Source organism: Planomonospora parontospora (genome assembly GCA_014647935.1).
Taxonomy (GTDB): domain Bacteria; phylum Actinomycetota; class Actinomycetes; order Streptosporangiales; family Streptosporangiaceae; genus Planomonospora; species Planomonospora parontospora.
In genome coordinates, this window is sequence record BMQD01000015.1 from 216,972 (window position 1) to 233,430 (window position 16,459).

A 16,459-nucleotide genomic window follows, 5' to 3' on the forward strand; every position below is an offset into this window, starting at 1 on the left:
GTGACGGCATGGCGACCCGACCCACCCCCGCGGAGGTGACCGAGGCCCTACTGAGGTGCCCGGCGCTCCTCTACCGGAGGCTGCACCGCCAAGGCGCCCTGCTGTGGAGCCGGCCCGATCGGATGTGGATGGTCACGGGCTACGAGCTCGCCCGCCTGGTCCTGCGCGACCCGCGGTTCCGCCTGCCCGGCCCGCCGGACGGGTCCGCGTGGGCCGAGGGCGGCAGCCACGGCGGTTTCCTCCAGAGCATGCTGCTGGCGTCCGAGGGCGAGCGGCACGCACGTCTGCGCCGCTTCTTCAGCGGGCTCTTCACCCCCCGAGCCGTCCGCGCCCGCACCACTCGGATCGAGGCGGCCACGGCGTCGCTGTTCGACGGCATCGCGCCGCGCCCGCGGATCGACGGCGTCACCGAGATCACCGCGCGGCTGCCGGTCAGCGTGATCGGGGATCTCGTCGGCATTCCGGAGAGCGACCGCGACGAGGTCAGCGAGCTGTGCCGCCTGATCAGCAAGGGGGGCGGCGTGGCGTCCGGGCAGCCGGGCGGCCGGGAGGTCGGAGCGGCGCTGGCGCACGTCGACGAGCTCACCGGCCTCGTCCACCGGTGGCTGGCCGTACCGCACCGGCTCATGCCGGACTCCGTGCTGGCGGCGGCCGCGGCGGCGCGGGACACCCCGGAGGCGCTGTCCGACGTCGAGATCGTCGCCAACGTCTTCAGCCTGTACATCGCGGGCCACGACACGTCCCGCAACATGCTCAGCGGCCTGCTGCTGCGTCTGGCGACGCACCCGGAACTGCTCGGCGGCCTCGCGGCGGGCGCGGTCGACGTCTCGGCGGAGGTCGACCGGTTGCTGCTCGGCGAGTCGCCGCTCACGTTCACCGTCCGGGTGGCGCAGGAGGACTGCGAGCTGGAGGGGCACCGCATCCGCGCCGGCGACCGGATCAGGGTGATGCTCGGTGCCGCCAATCACGAGCTCCTCGCGAGCAGCGCGCCGGCCGACAACGCCGGCGTCAGCTTCGGCGAGGGCCGCCACGTGTGCCTCGGGGCGCACCTGGCGCGTACGGAGGGACGGGTGCTGCTGCGGACCGCCGGGCGGCGGTGGTCCGGACTCCGCCCGGCCGCCCCGCCCGTGTGGGCTCCGCACTTCCTCCACCGGGGGCTGGACGAGCTGATGCTGGAGATCGAATGGCGCCGGTAGGCGAGGATCCGGCCTCCCCGGATCGCGGCCGTGTCGTCCTCGGCCCGGTCGTGGTCCGCAGGCGGTGCCTGCTGCCGGGTTCGGTCCTGACGGGCCTGGGCGGTGACCGGGTGTGGCGGGCCGCCGGGGCCGTCGCCGACGCCGAGCTCGCCTGCTCCCGGTGCGGCGGTGACCTCGCCGACCGCATCAGCGCCCTGGTGCCCGCCGCGGCGAAGGAGGAGCGCCGCGGCCTGCTGCGAGCCCGGCGGGACGCGTTCAACTCCCGGCCGGTCGGGACCGGTCTTCCCGCCGACCCGGAGACCGCCGGCCTGGCCGCCGCGTACACCGATGCCCTGGCGTTCCGGGACGCGGCCGGGCGGGAGCTCGCCTCGGCGCTGGCGGAGCTCGCCCGGACCACCGGCACGGTCCTGGAGACGGAACTGGGCGACCTCGATCTCGCCTGGTCCGTCGAGTTGTCCGTGCCCGGCCTGTCGACGGCCGGGCCGATCGACCCCGGCCCTGCCGCGGGGAGGAGAGCCCGCAGGCGTGCCCTGACCCTGCTGCGGCTGGTGCAGCGGGCCGCCAGCAAGCCCACTCCGTTCGCCCGGTCGGCCACGACCACCCTGCTGTTCCGCGGTGCCGGGGAGGGCTTCCCACTCCGTGGCGCCGGGGAGAGCCCTCCGCGCAGCCATGTGCGGGTGCGCCGCGAGGTGCTCGACTGGACGCGGCGGTGGATCGCGGGCGGAGGCTACCGGTACCTGCGTCCGGACCGCATGTGGCTCACCGTCAACCCGAGCGCGACGGTCGCGGACGGCGACGGTGACGGCGGCCTGCGGGTGACCTGGCTGGTGACCGGCGAGAACGGCGCGGAGCGCTTCGCGTCCGCGCGATGCGGCCCGGATCTGGTCTCCTTCCTGCGCGGAGTGCGCGACCCGGTCCGCCTGGACGCCCTCCTCGCCGGCGGCGCGCTGCCCGGCGTGCTCACCGACCTCATCGGGCGCGGGATGCTGGAGGTCGGGCCGCGCCTGCCGTCGCACGGCCGCCGGACGCTGCGCGCGGCGGCCGACGCCGCCGTCCCCGCCCGGACCGCGGGCAGGGACGACGCTCCCTCGCCCGGGGCCGCAGGAAGGGACGACGGTCCCTCGCCCCGGGCCGTCCACGACGCGTTGTGCGTGCTGCGCGACGCGGAGCACGCCGCCGCACGCGGCGGTGACACCGGGACCGTACGGCGTGCGGCGGCGGGAATCGGCGCGCTCGCCCGCGCCCTCGGCCTCGACGCCGGGGGGATCGAGCGTGCCCCGGTCAGCGAGGACGTCGTCGGGACCGGACCCGACGACGGAATCCTCCGGACCGACCCCGGGCTGCTCGCCGATCTGGGCCGGGTGCAGCGGATCGTGCCGCTGCTCGGTGCCGAACTGCCCTTCCAACTGGCCACCGCGACCGCCTTCCGGCGTCGTTTCGGGCCGGATCCGGTGCCGCTCCTCGCCGCCTACCGCTGGTTCGCCGAGTCCGGCCGGACGGAGTCCGACGCCCTGCTCGCCGATTGCTCCACCGGAGAACTGGCGGCGGTGCTCGACCTGCGCACCCGGCTCTTCGCCGGGCTGCGCGCCGCGGCGCAGCAGCCGGGCGCGGAGGAGGTGCCGTGCGACCCCGCCCTGCTCGACGCCCTGGCGGCCGACCTCCCGGACGCCGTCCTGGATCTGCCGTGCGCGGCCTGGCCGCTCCAGCGGGCCGGAGAACGGGTCGTGGTCAACGGCGTCAGCAGCGGTTACGGGCGCTTCGCCGCACGCTTCGGCGCGGCCCTGGACGACCGCGGCATGGATGAGCTGCGGCACTGGGCGGCGACCGCGGCCGCGCCGCACGACGACGGCGTGATGGTCGACATCTCGGCGCTGCTGGGCGCCACGGTCAACGAACACCCCCTCGTGCTGCCCGCCGCGCTGGGTTATCCCGGCCGCGCGCTGGAGTGCGCCCCCGCGACCCGGATCGACCTGTCGGAATGCGTCGTGCAGGCGGCGGGGGGACGGTTGCTGCTGTTCAGCGACCGGTTCGCCGGACGTCCGCTGTTCCCGGTCCCGCACAATTCGACCCTGCCCACCGTGGCCCCCGGACTGTACCGGTGGCTCAGCCGTTTCGGCCCGGTGTCCGGCACCACGCTCGACCTGTGGGACCAGGTGGACGCCATGGTGACCGCGGAGGCGCCGCAGGCCTCGGAGTCCGTCCGTCACTACCCGCGGCTGGTGCTCGGGCGCCTGGTGCTGGACCGGCGCACCTGGAAGGTCCCCCGCGCCGCGCTCCCCGCAGCAGAGCCGGGACCGGCGGAGGCGGCGGCGGCCTGGCACCGCTGGTGCGCCCGCACCGGTGTCCCCCGCCGGTCGTTCCTGCGCACCGTGACGATTCCCGACCCGTGGAGCGTCGTGCGGGGCCTGGCCGACAGACGCGCGGTCCTCGAGGCGCGCTCCCCGTCCGGTGCCGCGGTGCGCAAGCCCATCTACGTCGATCTGTCGCAGCCCCTGTGCTGGCCGGCCCTGGCGGTCGCTCCGGAGACCACCCTGACGTTCACCGAACCGCTGCCGGACCCCGCAGCGACCGGCGAAGGCCGGGCGGCCGAGTACGTGCTGGAGACCTCCCGGCCTCCGCGCGTCCTGGCGGGCCGCGCCGCCGCGTCCGAGGCGCGCCGTACCCCGGACGCCTGACGAACCATAAGGAGATCCATGCGACACAAAGGTGTTGTCGTGCTCGTCAACCCCAACCAGATCCATCCTCCCATCGCCCCGTACGCCCTGGACGTGCTGACCACGGCACTCGAGGCCGCGGGGTTCGAAGCGCACGTACTGGATCTGACGTTCCATGCGGACGACTGGCGGCAGGTGCTGCGCACGTACTTCCGGGACGCCGGGCGTCCGCTGCTCGTCGGTGTCACGTGCCGCAACACCGACACCGTGTACGCCTTCGAACAACGTCCCTTCGTCGACCGGTACAAGGAGGTCATCGACGAGATCCGCAGGCTGACCGACTCCCCCGTCGTCACCGGGGGAGTCGGTTTCTCCACGATGCCCTTCGCACTCGTCGACTACTTCGGCGTCGACTTCGGCGTGAAGGGGCCGGGGGAGCACATCCTCTGCGAACTGGCGGAGGCGCTGCACGACGGACGGCCCGCCGACGGCGTTCCCGGCCTGCTCGTCAACCGCGGGCGGGGAAAGGTCGTGCGGGTGCCGCCGCCCGTACTGAGCGAACTCCGGACCGCCGTCACCGCCTCCCTGCCCTTTCCCACCGGCCGCGAGGAGGGCCGGGCCTGGCAGGTGGAGACGGAACTGCCCTACACGCGGCGGTCGGGCGTGCCGTACAAGGTCGACAACCTGACCTACTACCGGCTGGGGGGTCTGGGCAGCATCCTGACCAAGAACGGCTGCGTCTACCGGTGCACGCAGTGCGTCGAGCCGGACGCCAAGGGCACCCGGCTCACCCGGCGGAGCGTCGCATCCGTGGTCGACGAGATCGAGTCCCTGACCGGCCAGGGGATCTACGACCTGCACACCACCGACAGCGAGTTCAACCTGTCGATCGCGCACAGCAAGCAGCTGCTGCGGGAGATCATCAGGCGCAAGGACGGCGACGCCTCCGGTTCGCTGCACCGCCTGCGGCTCTGGGTCTACTGCCAGCCGTCGCCCTTCGACGAGGAACTCGCGGAACTCCTGGCGCACGCGGGCTGCGCGGGCGTGAACATCGGTACGGACCACGTCCGCTCCGACATGCTCGACGGCTGGAAGGTGACGAAGAAGGGGACCAGGTACTACGGCTTCGAGGACACGGCGCGGCTGGTCGAGCTGAGCCACCGGTACGGGATGCTCACCATGGTCGAGGCCCTGCTGGGGATGCCCGGCGAGACCCGGGAGACCATGCGGGAGTGCGTCGACCGGCTGATGGACCTGGACGCCACGGTGACGGGCTTCAGCCTCGGGCTCCGTCTCTTCCCCTATACGGATCTGGCGATCTCCCTGGCCCGGCGGTGCGACGGGGTGCGCACGCTCCCCGGGCTCCAGTCCAACAACGCCACCGGGCCGATCATCCTGAAACCGATGGAGAAGTGCAGCGGCCCGATCGAGTACGAGAGGCAGTTCATGTTCGACGAGTCGGGGGGTTTCCGCTTGGTCTGCTACTTCTCTCCCGATCTCCCCGAGTCCCCGGAGACGGTGAACAGCCCGAACGGCATCTGGCACGAGTCCGTCGACTTCCTGTGGAGCCACATCCCGGAGTCGGAGTACTACCGCGTCATGCTGCCGACACTCAACGGAAGCAGCGAGAACGACAACAACTACGCCGACAACCCGTTCCTGACCAGCTTGAAGAGGAAGGGCTACACCGGCGCGTTCTGGGCGCACTGGCGCGACCGGGAGAACATCATGAACGGTACCGGCGCTCTCGAGGCGCTGGCCGCCGAGGCGGCCCGGTGAACGGCTCCACTCCGGGCCGCCGGGACAACGGTGAGGGCGGTGCGGCGATGAGCGCCACCGGCGGAACGGCCCGGACCCTGAAAGGGCAGGTCGCACTGATCACCGGTGCGGGCCGCGGCATCGGCCGCCTGCTCGCCGTCGGGCTCGCCGGAGAGGGTGTGTCCGTCGGACTGGTCGGACGGGACCGGGGAAGGCTGGAGGAGACCGCGCGCGGTTGCGCGGAGCGGGGGGCCGCCGTCACCGTCGCCGTCGCGGACGTCCGCTCCGCGGAGTCGACCCGCGACGCGGTCGAGCACGTGCGCGGCGCGCTCGGGCCGCTGAACCTGCTGGTGAACAACGCCGGCCTCGTCGACCGCGGAGAGGTCCCCTTCTGGGAGGCCGATCCGGGGCACTGGTGGGATGTGTTCGACACGAACTTCCGCGGCACCGTCAACGCCTGCCAGGCGGCGGTACCGGACATGGTCCGGCGCGGGCAGGGCCGGATCGTCAACATCAACTCCATATTCGCCGTACGGGGAGACATCCGCTACTCCGCCTACAGCGCCTCCAAAGCAGCTCTGCTGGCCCTGTCCGAGACCCTGACCGGAGCGTTCGCGCCGCGGGGCGTCCACCTGTTCGACATCAGCCCGGGAGCGGTCCGTACGGACATGACACTCGGTATGGCCATCTGCAGGAACCGGGAGGAGTGGACGGACCCGGCGCTCATCGTGACCGCGGTGATCCGCGTGGCGCGCGGGGAGCTGGACCCGCTTGCAGGGCAGTTCCTGCACGTGGGCGTCGATGATCTCGACGAACTGCTCGCCGGCGCCCGCGGAGGCTCGCCGCCCCGAGCCTCGTTCAGCAGAGCCTGGAGATCACCTCAGGCCGCGGCCTGCCGAGATTGAACACCTGAACGCCACGGCGGTTCAGGTGCCGGACGGGGAGGGGACGCCGGTCACGATCGCGTGGACGGTGGCGGCGACCAGGGCCCGGTCGGGCGGTGTCCGGTCGAAGGTGCGGTGCATGGGCCAGCCCTCGACGAGCACGTCCAGGGCCTGACCGACGTGCGGCGGGAAGTGCAGGGCGAGACTTCCGCGGCTGCGGTGCAGCCAGGCCCGGGTCGTGGTGGCCACCGCGGGGTTGTGGTTGGCGTAGGCGTACATCTCGAAGATGAGCGTCATGTCGCGCGCCGTGGCGTAGGCCGGTCCGCAGATGAGGTCGACGACGGCGGCCTCGGCCTCCTGCGCGGACGCCGCCTTCTGCAAGGTCGCACGGTACAGCTCGCTCATGGTGTCGGCCAGCCGGGCGAAGGCCTGGGCCAGGAGGTCGTCCAGGCCGTCGAAGTAGTACGTCAGGGACCCGAGTGGGACCCGCGCCCGCTCGGCGATCTTGCGGTGCGTGGTCCTGTGGACGCCCCACTCGGCGATCACGTCGAGCGCGGCGTCCAGGATGCGGTCCTTGCGTCCCGGGTCGTTGGGTACCTCCCGCCGCGTGCCTGTCACGCCCCCATGTTGCCATGGCCGACGACCCCGCCCTAGTGTGTACATCAGTACAGTCTTTTCAACCCTTTTGCCCCTTGTTCGTCCGCCGTGGGAGCCCTTCTCGTGCCCGTCCACCTGTCCGCGCGCCGCAACGCCCTGTTCGCGCTGTTCTTCCTCCCCGGCCTGACGATCGCCTCATGGGTCACCCGCACTCCCGACGTGCGGGACCTGGTGGGGGCGTCCACCTCGCAGATGGGGCTCATCCTGTTCGGGCTCTCCGTAGGCTCCATGATCGGCATCCTGTGCTCGGGACCGCTCGTCTCGCGCTGGGGCACCCGACCCGTGATCACGGCCGGCACCGTCGCGGTGGCGGCCGGCGCGGCCGTCATCGGCATCGGCGCCGCCGCGGGAGCCGGCGCGGCCGTCGCACTCGGCCTGGGCCTCTTCGGCTTCGGGATGGGCGGCGGCGAGGTCGCGCTGAACGTCGAGGGCGCGGAGGTCGAGCGCCTGCTGGGCCGCTCGACGATGCCCGCCATGCACGGCTTCTTCAGCCTCGGCACGGTCCTCGGGGCGGCCTGCGGCATGGCCCTGACGGCCCTGGCGTTCCCCGTCGTCGCACACCTGATGATCGTCACCGTCGTGGTCGCCGCCGGCCTGGCGCTCGCCGTCCGGCACATCCCCGCCGGCGACGGGCGGCAGGCACACGACGACGGCCGGCCCGCCCCGCGCGCCGAGCGGCCCGCGGTGTGGAAGGACTCCAGGCTGCTGCTGATCGGGGCGATCATCCTCGCGCTCGCCATGGCCGAGGGGACGGCCAACGACTGGCTCCCGCTCGTCATGGTCGACGGTCACGGGTTCGACGCCGCGCTCGGGTCGGCCGTGTACGCCCTCTTCGCCGCGGCGATGACCCTCGGCCGCTTCGCCGGCGGCCGGTTCGTCGACCGCTTCGGACGCGCCCCCGTCCTGGCCGCCAGTGCGATCACCGGCGCCGCCGGTCTCGCCCTCGTCATCTTCGTCGACCACCAGGCCGTCGCCGCGGCCGCCGCCGTCCTGTGGGGACTCGGCGCCTCCCTGGGCTTCCCCCTCGCCCTCTCCGCCGCCGGCGACTCCGGCGAGAACCCGGCCGCGCGCGTCTCGCTCGCCGCGACCCTCGGCTACGTCGCGTTCCTCGTGGGACCGCCCGCCCTCGGGTTCCTCGGCGAGCACTACGGCCTGCGCTCCGCCCTCGTCCTCGTCCTCGTCATCGTCATCGCGGCGACCTTCGCCACCCCGGCGGCTCGCACCCCCGATCCGGCCGGCGGCAGGACACCGGCACGCGTCTAGGATCGGCCCGAACCCCGTATGACCGCGGTGAACTCCGGCGATCAGGGCGTGGCCGACTCGTCACCCTCGCTTCCCCATGCATTTCGCCCCGGCCGGGTTCTCCTGGATCAACCAGGTCGAGCTGAACACCGCCGACGGATCTCGGACGCAGGGCGCTAGGGTCGGCGGGTGCGTGCGGCCAGGCTGATGTCATTGGTGCTGCTCCTCCAGTCGCGCGGCGGGATGACCGCGGCCGAGCTGGCCCGGGAGCTGGAGGTGTCCGAGCGGACCGTGCACCGGGACGTGCTCGCGCTGTCCGAGGCGGGCATCCCGGTCTACGCCGACCGGGGGCGCGGCGGAGGCTACCGGCTGCTGGACGGCTACCGGACCCGCCTCACCGGCCTGGACCGGGCCGAGGCGGAGGCCCTGTTCCTGTCCGGCGTCCCGGAGGCGCTGCGGGAGATGGGGCTGGGCGAGGTCGCGGCCACCGCCAGGCTCAAGGCGTCCGCGGCGCTCTCCCCCGGCCTGCGCGACGCCCCCGCGACGGCCGCGCAGCGCTTCCACCTCGACGCCCCCGGCTGGTTCGCCAGCGAGCGTCCGCCCCCGGCGCCCCTGGCCCCGCTGGCCAGGGCGGTCTGGGGCGACCACCCGGTCACCGGGCTCTACCGGGGCGCCGAGCGGACACTGGAACCGTACGGCCTCGTGCTCAAGGCCGGCGTCTGGTATCTGGCGACCCGCTCGGCGATCTACCGGGTGGACCGCTTCTCCGCCGTGGCCGTCCACGCCGACCGGCGCTTCGACCGGGACCGCGACTTCGACCTGGCCGCCTTCTGGGCCGCGCGGGCCGCGGAGTTCACCCGCTCCCTGCTCACCGCCCGCGTCACGGTGCGGCTCAGCCCCGACGGCATGCGCCTGCTCCGGCACGTCGCCGATCCGGCGGCCCTCGACGAGGCGCTGGCCTCGGCCGGGGAGCCCGACGAGCAGGGCTGGACCACGCTCGTCCTGCCCGTCGAGTCCCCCGAGGTCGCCTACGGCCAGTGCCTCCGCTTCGGCCCGGAGGCCGAGGTCCTCGACCCGCCCGCCCTCCGGGCCCTCCTCGCCGACGCCGCCGCCCGCCTGTCCCGCCTGTACGGCCCGCCCTCGGCGGAGCCCGGACGGGGCCGGCCCTCCCCCGGGCACCCGTAGACCTCGGCACCCTCGGTCCCGGCGGGGGCCGGGAGGCGGCGGCCTCCCGGCCCTCCGGGGCGGTTCAGCGGTAGCCGGTGGCGTCGGCGGGCCTGCCCGCGTCCTGCACCTCGACCAGGTAGCGCCAGGCGTCCGGCCGGGTGCCGTCGACGTCGGTGAAGCCGTACACCTGGGCGAGCCCCCCGCTGGAGAGCGACCGGCCCGACCAGCGCTCCCGCTCCGGGTCGGCGGCCAGCGCCACCACCGCGCGGCCGGTGAAGGCGGGTGACTCCGAGATCACGAAGTGCGGCTCCTTCTCGAGCGCGTCACGCCAGTTCTCCTCCTTCACCCCGTAGATCTCCAGCATCATCTCCGAGCGCAGCCAGCCGGGAGTCAGGGAGACCGCGGTGCAGCCGTACGGGCGCAGCTCGTGGGCCTGGGAGAACCCCAGCCGGTTCACCGCGACCTTGGCCAGGTCGTAGAAGCAGGAGACCCGGTAGTGGCCGGCGTTGTACTCCCAGGTGCCGTCGGTCACCTCCACGAGCAGGCCGCCCCGGTTCCTGGTCAGCAGCGGCAACGCGAAGTGGCTGGTGATCAGGTGGGTGTCGACCGCCAGCCGGAGCAGGCGCAGGCCGTCGTCCAGGGAGTGCTCCCACAGCGGCGTGTCCCAGGCGGCCAGCCTGTCACCGCCCCAGATGTCGTTGACCAGCACGTCGAGCCGGCCGTGCTCGCGGTCGATCCGCTCCACCAGCGCCCGCACCCGCTCCGGTTCCAGGTGGTCCACCTGGACGGCGATCCCTTCGCCGCCCGCCCGGGTCACCAGCTCGGCCGTCTCCTCGATGGTCTCCGGACGGTCCATCTCCGAACGCTGCTCCCGCGTCGTGCGTCCGGTGCAGTAGACGGTCGCCCCTGCGGCGCCCAGCTCCGCCGCTATCGCCCGGCCCGTACCCCGCGTCGCCCCGGCGACCAGGGCGACTTTCCCCGTCAGTGTCTTCTCCATGGGAACGATGCTGACCGGATAAGGGGACATCCACTGTCATGTTTCTCTGCCGATCTCCACGCACAGGCCGGGCAGGACCTCCCCGCCTTCACGAGCCGCTTGCAATCTTGTCAAGGCGGGGACGCGGGTCATTCTGCGGCCGGTGGGATCCGTTCGCCGAGCGACGAGAGCGGCGGAGCGGGACGGCCCTGACCTCGACCGCGGCGCCGTGCAGGCGACCGGCCGACCGTTCGGCGCGCTGACGGGTGCGTTCGACGCGCGGTGACCGCAATGAAACGATCACATGGTTACTCTGCCGGTCAGCCCGAAGGGCCGGTCCGTGGCCGACCGGCTTCTCTCCGATATGAGGAGATCGCGTTGTCCGCACCCAATGGGAACCGGAGCGATCGCAGCCCGTGGAACCGGCTGCTGCTCGTCCCGATCGTCCTGCCCCTGCTGCCCTTCCTGTTCAACTCGGACGAGCCCCGGCTGCTCGGCTTCCCGATGTTCTACTGGCTCCAGCTCGCCTTCATCGCGGTCGGCGTCACCTGCACCACGATCGTCTACCAGATGACCAAGCGGGGGCGGTGACGTCGTGCGGGAGCACCTGACCGAGATCATCGTGTTCACCGTCCTGTTCCTGGTCGTCAGCGGCATGGGGTTCGTCGCCTCCCGCTGGCGCCGGCCCAAGGACCTGGCCAGCCTCGACGAGTGGGGCCTGGGCGGCCGGAGCTTCGGCTCCTGGGTCACCTGGTTCCTGGTCGGCGGCGACCTCTACACCGCCTACACCTTCGTCGCCGTGCCCGCCCTGCTGTGGGGCGCGGGCGCGATGGGCTTCTTCGCCGTGCCGTACACCGTCGTCATCTACCCCATGGTGTTCCTGGTGCTGATCCGGCTCTGGTCGGTCTCGCACATCCACGGCTTCGTGACCCCGGCCGACTTCGTCCGGGCCCGTTTCGGCTCCCCCACCCTCGCCCTGCTGATCGCGATCACCGGCATCGTCGCGACCATGCCGTACATCGCCCTGCAGCTCGTCGGCATCGAGGCCGTGCTGAAGTCGATGGGCGTGACCGGGCACCTGCCGATCATCATCGCGTTCGCGATCCTGGCCGCCTACACCTACCAGTCGGGGCTGCGCGCCCCCGCGCTGATCGCCTTCGTCAAGGACACGCTGATCTACATCGTGATCCTGGCCGCGGTCATCGTCATCCCGGCCAAGCTGGGCGGCTGGGACGTGATCTTCAACAAGGCCCAGGAGAAGTTCGCCGCCTCCCCCGCACCGGGCGACGGCATCCTGCTCAACGCCAACAACCAGTTGCAGTACGTCACGCTCGCCTTCGGCTCGGCGCTCGCGCTCTTCCTCTACCCGCACAGCATCACCGGCGTGCTGGCCTCGAAGAACCGCGACGTGATCAAGCGGAACATGTCGGCGCTGCCCGCCTACAGCCTGCTGCTCGGCCTGATCTCGCTGCTCGGCTTCATGGCGATCGCGGCCGGGACCACGCCGATCGGCAAGGACAACAACACGATCGTGCCGCGGTTGTTCGACCAGATGTTCCCCGACTGGTTCACCGGGGTGGCCTACGCCGCGGTCGGCATCGGCGCCCTGGTCCCCGCCGCCATCATGTCGATCGCCGCGGCGAACCTGTTCACCCGCAACATCTACAAGGAGTACGTCAAGCCGGACGCGAGCGACGCCGACGAGGCCCGCGTCTCCAAGATCACCTCACTGCTGGTCAAGGTCGGCGCGGTGGCCTGCATCCTCTTCCTGGACACCGGCTTCTCCATCGACCTGCAGCTCATCGGCGGCGTCATCATCCTGCAGACGCTCCCGGCCGTGGCGCTGGGCCTCTACACCCGCTGGTTCCACCGCGCCGGTCTGATCACCGGCTGGGTCGCGGGCATGGGCGCGGGCATGCTCCTGCTCTACAACATCGGCAACCCGGCCACCGGCAAGCTGCACTTCGCCGGATCGGCGTTCCCGCTGGACAAGCTCGGCCTGGACACGAAGATGACCGTCTACGCGGGCGTCCTGGCACTGGCCGTCAACCTGGCCGTCGCGGCCCTCGGCACGGTCGTCGCGCGCGCCGCCGGGCTCGCCGACGGCGGGGACGCCACCCATCCCGACCACTACCTCGCCGACGAGGGCGACCCCCGCATCAAGGACCTCGACCTCACCGCCCACTGACTCCCGGTACGGCCCGCGCCCGGCTGCGATATCTACCGGGCGCGGTGCCGTACGCCCGTTTGAAGGCTCCGGCGAAGGCGAACTCCGAGCCGTACCCGACGCGGGCGGCCACCTCGCCGAGCTGCGCATCCGACTCGCGGAGCAGGCGCGCCGCCGTAGTCATCCGCCACCAGGTCAGGTAGGCCAGGGGCGGCCGGCCGACCAGGGCGGTGAAGCGGCGGGAGAAGGCCGCCCGGGACAGGCCTCCCCGCGCGCCGAGCTCCCGGACCGTCCACGGATGGGCGGGGTCGCCGTGAACGGCGTCCAGCGCCGCGCGGACCACCGGATCGGCAAGCGCCGCCGCCCACCCGGTCATCTCCTCCTGTGCGGGCCGCCCGTCGAACCAGGAGCGCAGGCCGTAGAGCAGCAGCAGATCGAGCAGGGCGGGGACGATCGTGTCCGCGCCGAGACCGGGAGTGGCGATCTCACCGCCGAGCAGGCCGACGGCCGCGCGCAGTTCGGAACGCTCCCCGAGGCGGGCAGGCAGGTGGATCACCTCGGGCAGGTGACGCAGGAGCGGATGGGCGCGATCGGGATCGAGCCGGTACCCGCCGCACAGCGTCACGGTGGTCACCGTGACGCCGCCGTCCCGTGGCCGACCGACGGACGCGGCGGCGAGGAGGCCGGTCTCCTCCAGCGGGTCGCAGGCGGGTTCGGCCAGCGGGGTGGAAGGGGTGTCGGCCAGGCCGTACCCGTGCCCGTGGGGGAAGAACACCACGTCGCCCGTACCCAGCTCGACGGGATCGCCGGAGGCCGGGATGAGCCAGCACGATCCCTGCAGGATCACCTGGAAGCCCGCGGCACCGGGGGCGGAGGGGAACCGCTGACCCCAGGGGGCGTGCCATTCGACACGGGCCGCACGGGGACTCCCGGTGCGCACGATGGCGATCACGTCGCTGAGCACGTCTACCCGCCGAATCCTATTCCGGCGGAGTGGCACCCCTGCCGGTGAACAAGACGAACGCGTATGAATCCAGCACTTGCCAGCATTCATCGTCTTTCCCGCCTCCCATACGGTTGGTCACCGCAGAGATCACCGAACGAGGGGAAGCACCGATGCCGCAGCAGCACGGAGTTCTGGTCACGGGCGCCACCGGAACCGTCGGCCGAGAGGTCCTCTCGCTACTGCCGGCCGCCGGGGCCCGGGTCCGCATGCTGACCCGTGACCCCGCCGCGGCCCGCCCACCGGCCGGCGTGGACGTCGCACAGGGCGACCTGCGTGACCCGAGGTCCGTCCGGGCCGCCCTGCGAGGGGTCCGGGCCGTGTTCCTGGTCTGGCCCTTCGCCACCGCGGAAGGGCTGCCGGCCGTCATCGAAGCGATCGCCGGAAACGCCCGCCGCGTCGTCTACCTGTCCTCGGCCGCCGTACGAGACCACGAGAGGCTCGCCGAGCGGCTGATCGAACGCTCCGGCCTGGAGTGGACGTTCCTGCGGCCCCACGCCTTCGCCGCCAACGCCCTGCGGTGGGCCGAGCAGATCCGCGCCGAGGGCGTCGTACGCGAGCCGTACGGAGCCGCGGCGATGCCGCCGATCCACGAGCGGGACATCGCGGCCGTCGCGGCGCGCACCCTCATCGGCGACGGGTACCTCGGCGCGGCCTACGAACTGACCGGGCCGGAATCGCTGACCCAGGCCGAGCAGGTGCGCGTCATCGGTGAGGTGACCGGCCGCCCGGCACGCTGGGAGGAGACGCCGCCGGAGACCGCGCGCCGGCGGATGCTCGACCGGGGCTGGCCGCCCGCGGTTGTGGAAGACGTTCTCCGCGCTCAGGCCCGGCTGGTCGCGGAGCCGAGAGCCGCCACCTCCGCAGTGGAAGAGATCACCGGGACTCCCGCGCGCTCGTTCCGTTCCTGGACGGCCGAGCACGCCCGCGCCTTCACGGCACCGTGACGGCCGTCCGCATCCGCAGACGGGACGACGTCCCGTCGCCGGGTATGAGGCCGGTGATCCGCCGTCTCACCGGGACGGATGCGGACCCGTGTCAGCCGGGTGCGGTGCCGGGGCGCCCTCGTCCGCCGTCATCCGGGTGACGAGCAGGCGCCAGACGACGAGCTGCAGCAGAGCGAGGGCCAGCGCGAAGGGCATCAGGGTCCACACCCCGACGCCCTGCGCGACGGCGCCCGCCAGCCAGGGCAGCGCGGAACCGCCGATGACCGACACGCCGTTCATGACGCCGATGGCCGTGGGCACCAACCGGGGCGTGGTGAGCCTCGGCACCACCACCATCGCCGTCGGGAAGAGCGGCCCGAGGAAGAACCCGAGCAGGGCGAAACCGGCGGCGGCCACCGCCGTCACCGGCGCCAGCCAGATCAGCGCGGCACTGGCCGTGACCCCGAACAGGCACACGAACGCCATGCCGGTCGCCGTCAGTCCCAGCCTGGCGGCGACCGGGCTGATCAGGAACCGGCCCAGGGTCAGCCCGAGCCAGTAACCGCTGACGGTGTACCCGGCCACCAGGCCCGGCTGCCCGTACTCCTCGACCATGAAACTGAAGCCCCAGTTGCCCACGCCGATCTCCAAACCGACGTAGACGGCGAGGAACACGGAGGCGAGCAGCACGCCGGGAGTCCTGAGGGCGGCGGCCAGCAGGCCCTTCTCCGCCTTCTCCGGGGTGCGGGCGGGGCCGGCGGGGTCGGGCGCACCGGAGGACTGCGGCGACTCCGGATCCGTACGGCGCCCGGCTCTCCTCCCGGTGGCGCCGCCTCCGGGATAGGCGACCAGGAAGCCCGCCGTCAGCGGCAGGCACACCACGGCCAGCACCAGCCAGACTGCCGTCCAGGGCAGGAAACCCAGCATCCAGGCGGCCAGCAGCGGGCCGAGCAGCGCACCGACGCCGAAGAACGCGTGCAGATGGTTGAGCAGGGTCGTGGCCGACGGCAGCCGGGTGAGGTAGGCGTTGAGCACGGACTCCAGCACACCTGTGCCGTAGCCGGCCACCACCTGCACCGCCACGAGGGCGGCGAACGGCGGGCGGATCGCCGTGTACAGGCCAGCCAGCACGAACGCGCCACCGCCGACGACGAGCGCGGCACGGGTGCCGAGCCGGTCGACCAGCGACCCGGCGGTGGCTCCGGCGAGCATGAACCCCGCGGAGAAGGTGAAGAAGGTGAGCCCGACGGTGGCCTTGTCCACGCCGTAGTCGTCGATCTGCGCGGGCAGCAGCACGCCCCCCACCCCGGCGCTCATCCCGACCAGCACGAAGGCCGCGTACGCCAAGGCGACCGAGACCCGCCACCGATCATGCAAGACGGACAACGTGACTCCAGAGAACAGGAACAGGAACAGGAATCGATGAACGAGATCGGGCGGGTGCGGCATGTTCTGGTCGCGGCCCGTGTCTGTACCGGATCATCGGGTCCATCCGGTCCATCGGGTCCATCCGGTTCACAAGCCTGGGTGATCGCCCGCATGTTTGTAAAGAGGGCACCGGGAAACCCACGGCCGCTCCCTGGACACACCCGCTCCAGGAGCGACAGGAAGGCCGCCCTCGGACGGCGGCCCACCCGATGAGCGGCGAAGCGGCCCGCGTCCGGGGCGAGTTGCCCGGCTCGCAGCCGTACCACGGTGACCGGAGACGCCCGCACTGCACACCGGATAACGATCACCGACCGCCCTCGAAGGACGACCCGCCCCGCCTCGGAAACACCCCGCGAAAACAAGAAAGGGCCGCCCCGAAGGACGGCCCTCACTCATAACGA

Annotated in this window: 13 protein-coding genes; 9 read left to right on the forward strand and 4 right to left on the reverse strand. The window is 72.5% G+C overall.

All coding sequences use genetic code 11. From position 1 onward, the window contains the following. Nucleotides 1-8: 8 nt before the first annotated feature. From IEZ07_RS23470 to IEZ07_RS23485, 4 genes are read left to right on the forward strand one after another with little or no spacing between them, the layout of a single operon-like run. Nucleotides 9-1,196, forward strand: a complete 1,188-nt coding sequence (locus IEZ07_RS23470) for a cytochrome P450 (protein WP_191896699.1) — start codon at nt 9-11, stop codon at nt 1,194-1,196. Beyond that, entirely contained in the window at nt 1,184-3,871 is a 2,688-nt protein-coding gene (locus tag IEZ07_RS23475; RefSeq protein ID WP_191896700.1) for a lantibiotic dehydratase, read from the forward strand. Before IEZ07_RS23470 ends, IEZ07_RS23475 begins: the two co-directional genes overlap by 13 nt. 18 nt (nt 3,872-3,889) lie before the next feature. Continuing rightward, nucleotides 3,890-5,629: a tryptophan 2-C-methyltransferase gene (tsrT, locus tag IEZ07_RS23480; RefSeq protein WP_191896701.1), complete on the forward strand. Its 1,740-nt coding sequence runs from the start codon at nt 3,890-3,892 to the stop codon at nt 5,627-5,629. Next, entirely contained in the window at nt 5,626-6,513 is an 888-nt protein-coding gene (locus IEZ07_RS23485) for an SDR family NAD(P)-dependent oxidoreductase (RefSeq protein WP_204054690.1), read from the forward strand. Before tsrT ends, IEZ07_RS23485 begins: the two co-directional genes overlap by 4 nt. Nucleotides 6,514-6,534: 21 nt before the next feature. On the opposite strand, the gene IEZ07_RS23490 is transcribed toward IEZ07_RS23485, so the two are convergent. Further along, the gene (locus IEZ07_RS23490) at nt 6,535-7,110 is read right to left on the reverse strand and encodes a TetR/AcrR family transcriptional regulator (protein WP_191896702.1); all 576 of its coding nucleotides are present in this window, start codon (nt 7,108-7,110) and stop codon (nt 6,535-6,537) included. 87 nt (nt 7,111-7,197) lie between these two features. Here IEZ07_RS23490 and IEZ07_RS23495 point away from each other — a divergent pair, with 87 nt between their 5' ends. Together IEZ07_RS23495 and IEZ07_RS23500 are read left to right on the forward strand one after the other, a co-directional pair. Then, complete coding sequence (locus IEZ07_RS23495; RefSeq protein ID WP_239320914.1) at nt 7,198-8,412, forward strand: MFS transporter; 1,215 nt, start codon at nt 7,198-7,200, stop codon at nt 8,410-8,412. Nucleotides 8,413-8,580: 168 nt separating this feature from the next. Continuing rightward, on the forward strand, nt 8,581-9,576 hold the full coding sequence (locus IEZ07_RS23500) for a helix-turn-helix transcriptional regulator (RefSeq protein ID WP_191896703.1): 996 nt from the start codon (nt 8,581-8,583) through the stop codon (nt 9,574-9,576). Between the two features lie 64 nt (nt 9,577-9,640). On the opposite strand, the gene IEZ07_RS23505 is transcribed toward IEZ07_RS23500, so the two are convergent. Then, nucleotides 9,641-10,555 (reverse strand): SDR family oxidoreductase, encoded by a 915-nt coding sequence (locus IEZ07_RS23505; protein ID WP_068900577.1) that lies wholly within the window; start codon nt 10,553-10,555, stop codon nt 9,641-9,643. A 357-nt stretch (nt 10,556-10,912) separates the two neighbouring features. Between IEZ07_RS23505 and IEZ07_RS23510 the strand changes: the two genes are divergently transcribed. Both IEZ07_RS23510 and mctP read left to right on the forward strand, forming a co-directional pair. Next, the gene (locus tag IEZ07_RS23510) at nt 10,913-11,125 is read left to right on the forward strand and encodes a DUF3311 domain-containing protein (RefSeq protein ID WP_230881787.1); all 213 of its coding nucleotides are present in this window, start codon (nt 10,913-10,915) and stop codon (nt 11,123-11,125) included. 4 nt (nt 11,126-11,129) lie between these two features. Next, nucleotides 11,130-12,722, forward strand: a complete 1,593-nt coding sequence (mctP, locus tag IEZ07_RS23515) for a monocarboxylate uptake permease MctP (protein ID WP_275413874.1) — start codon at nt 11,130-11,132, stop codon at nt 12,720-12,722. On the opposite strand, the gene IEZ07_RS23520 is transcribed toward mctP, so the two are convergent. Next, on the reverse strand, nt 12,709-13,680 hold the full coding sequence (locus tag IEZ07_RS23520) for an AraC family transcriptional regulator (protein WP_417629259.1): 972 nt from the start codon (nt 13,678-13,680) through the stop codon (nt 12,709-12,711). The genes mctP and IEZ07_RS23520 overlap by 14 nt on opposite strands. 137 nt (nt 13,681-13,817) lie before the next feature. On the opposite strand from IEZ07_RS23520, the gene IEZ07_RS23525 reads away from it, so the two are divergent. Continuing rightward, nucleotides 13,818-14,651, forward strand: coding sequence for an NAD(P)H-binding protein (locus tag IEZ07_RS23525; RefSeq protein ID WP_191896706.1), 834 nt, complete (start codon nt 13,818-13,820; stop codon nt 14,649-14,651). Between the two features lie 66 nt (nt 14,652-14,717). Here IEZ07_RS23525 and IEZ07_RS23530 read toward each other — a convergent pair whose 3' ends face one another. Continuing rightward, entirely contained in the window at nt 14,718-16,007 is a 1,290-nt protein-coding gene (locus tag IEZ07_RS23530) for an MFS transporter (protein ID WP_204054691.1), read from the reverse strand. Nucleotides 16,008-16,459: the final 452 nt, after the last annotated feature.

Bases quoted from the DNA above. Each gene is read 5' to 3' on its own strand.
- IEZ07_RS23470 (WP_191896699.1), top strand. From the start codon at position 9: ATGGCGACCCGACCCACCCCCGCGGAGGTGACCGAGGCCCTACTGAGG.
- IEZ07_RS23475 (WP_191896700.1), top strand. From the start codon at position 1,184: ATGGCGCCGGTAGGCGAGGATCCGGCCTCCCCGGATCGCGGCCGTGTC.
- tsrT (WP_191896701.1), top strand. From the start codon at position 3,890: ATGCGACACAAAGGTGTTGTCGTGCTCGTCAACCCCAACCAGATCCAT.
- IEZ07_RS23505 (WP_068900577.1), bottom strand. From the start codon at position 10,555: ATGGAGAAGACACTGACGGGGAAAGTCGCCCTGGTCGCCGGGGCGACG.
- IEZ07_RS23525 (WP_191896706.1), top strand. From the start codon at position 13,818: ATGCCGCAGCAGCACGGAGTTCTGGTCACGGGCGCCACCGGAACCGTC.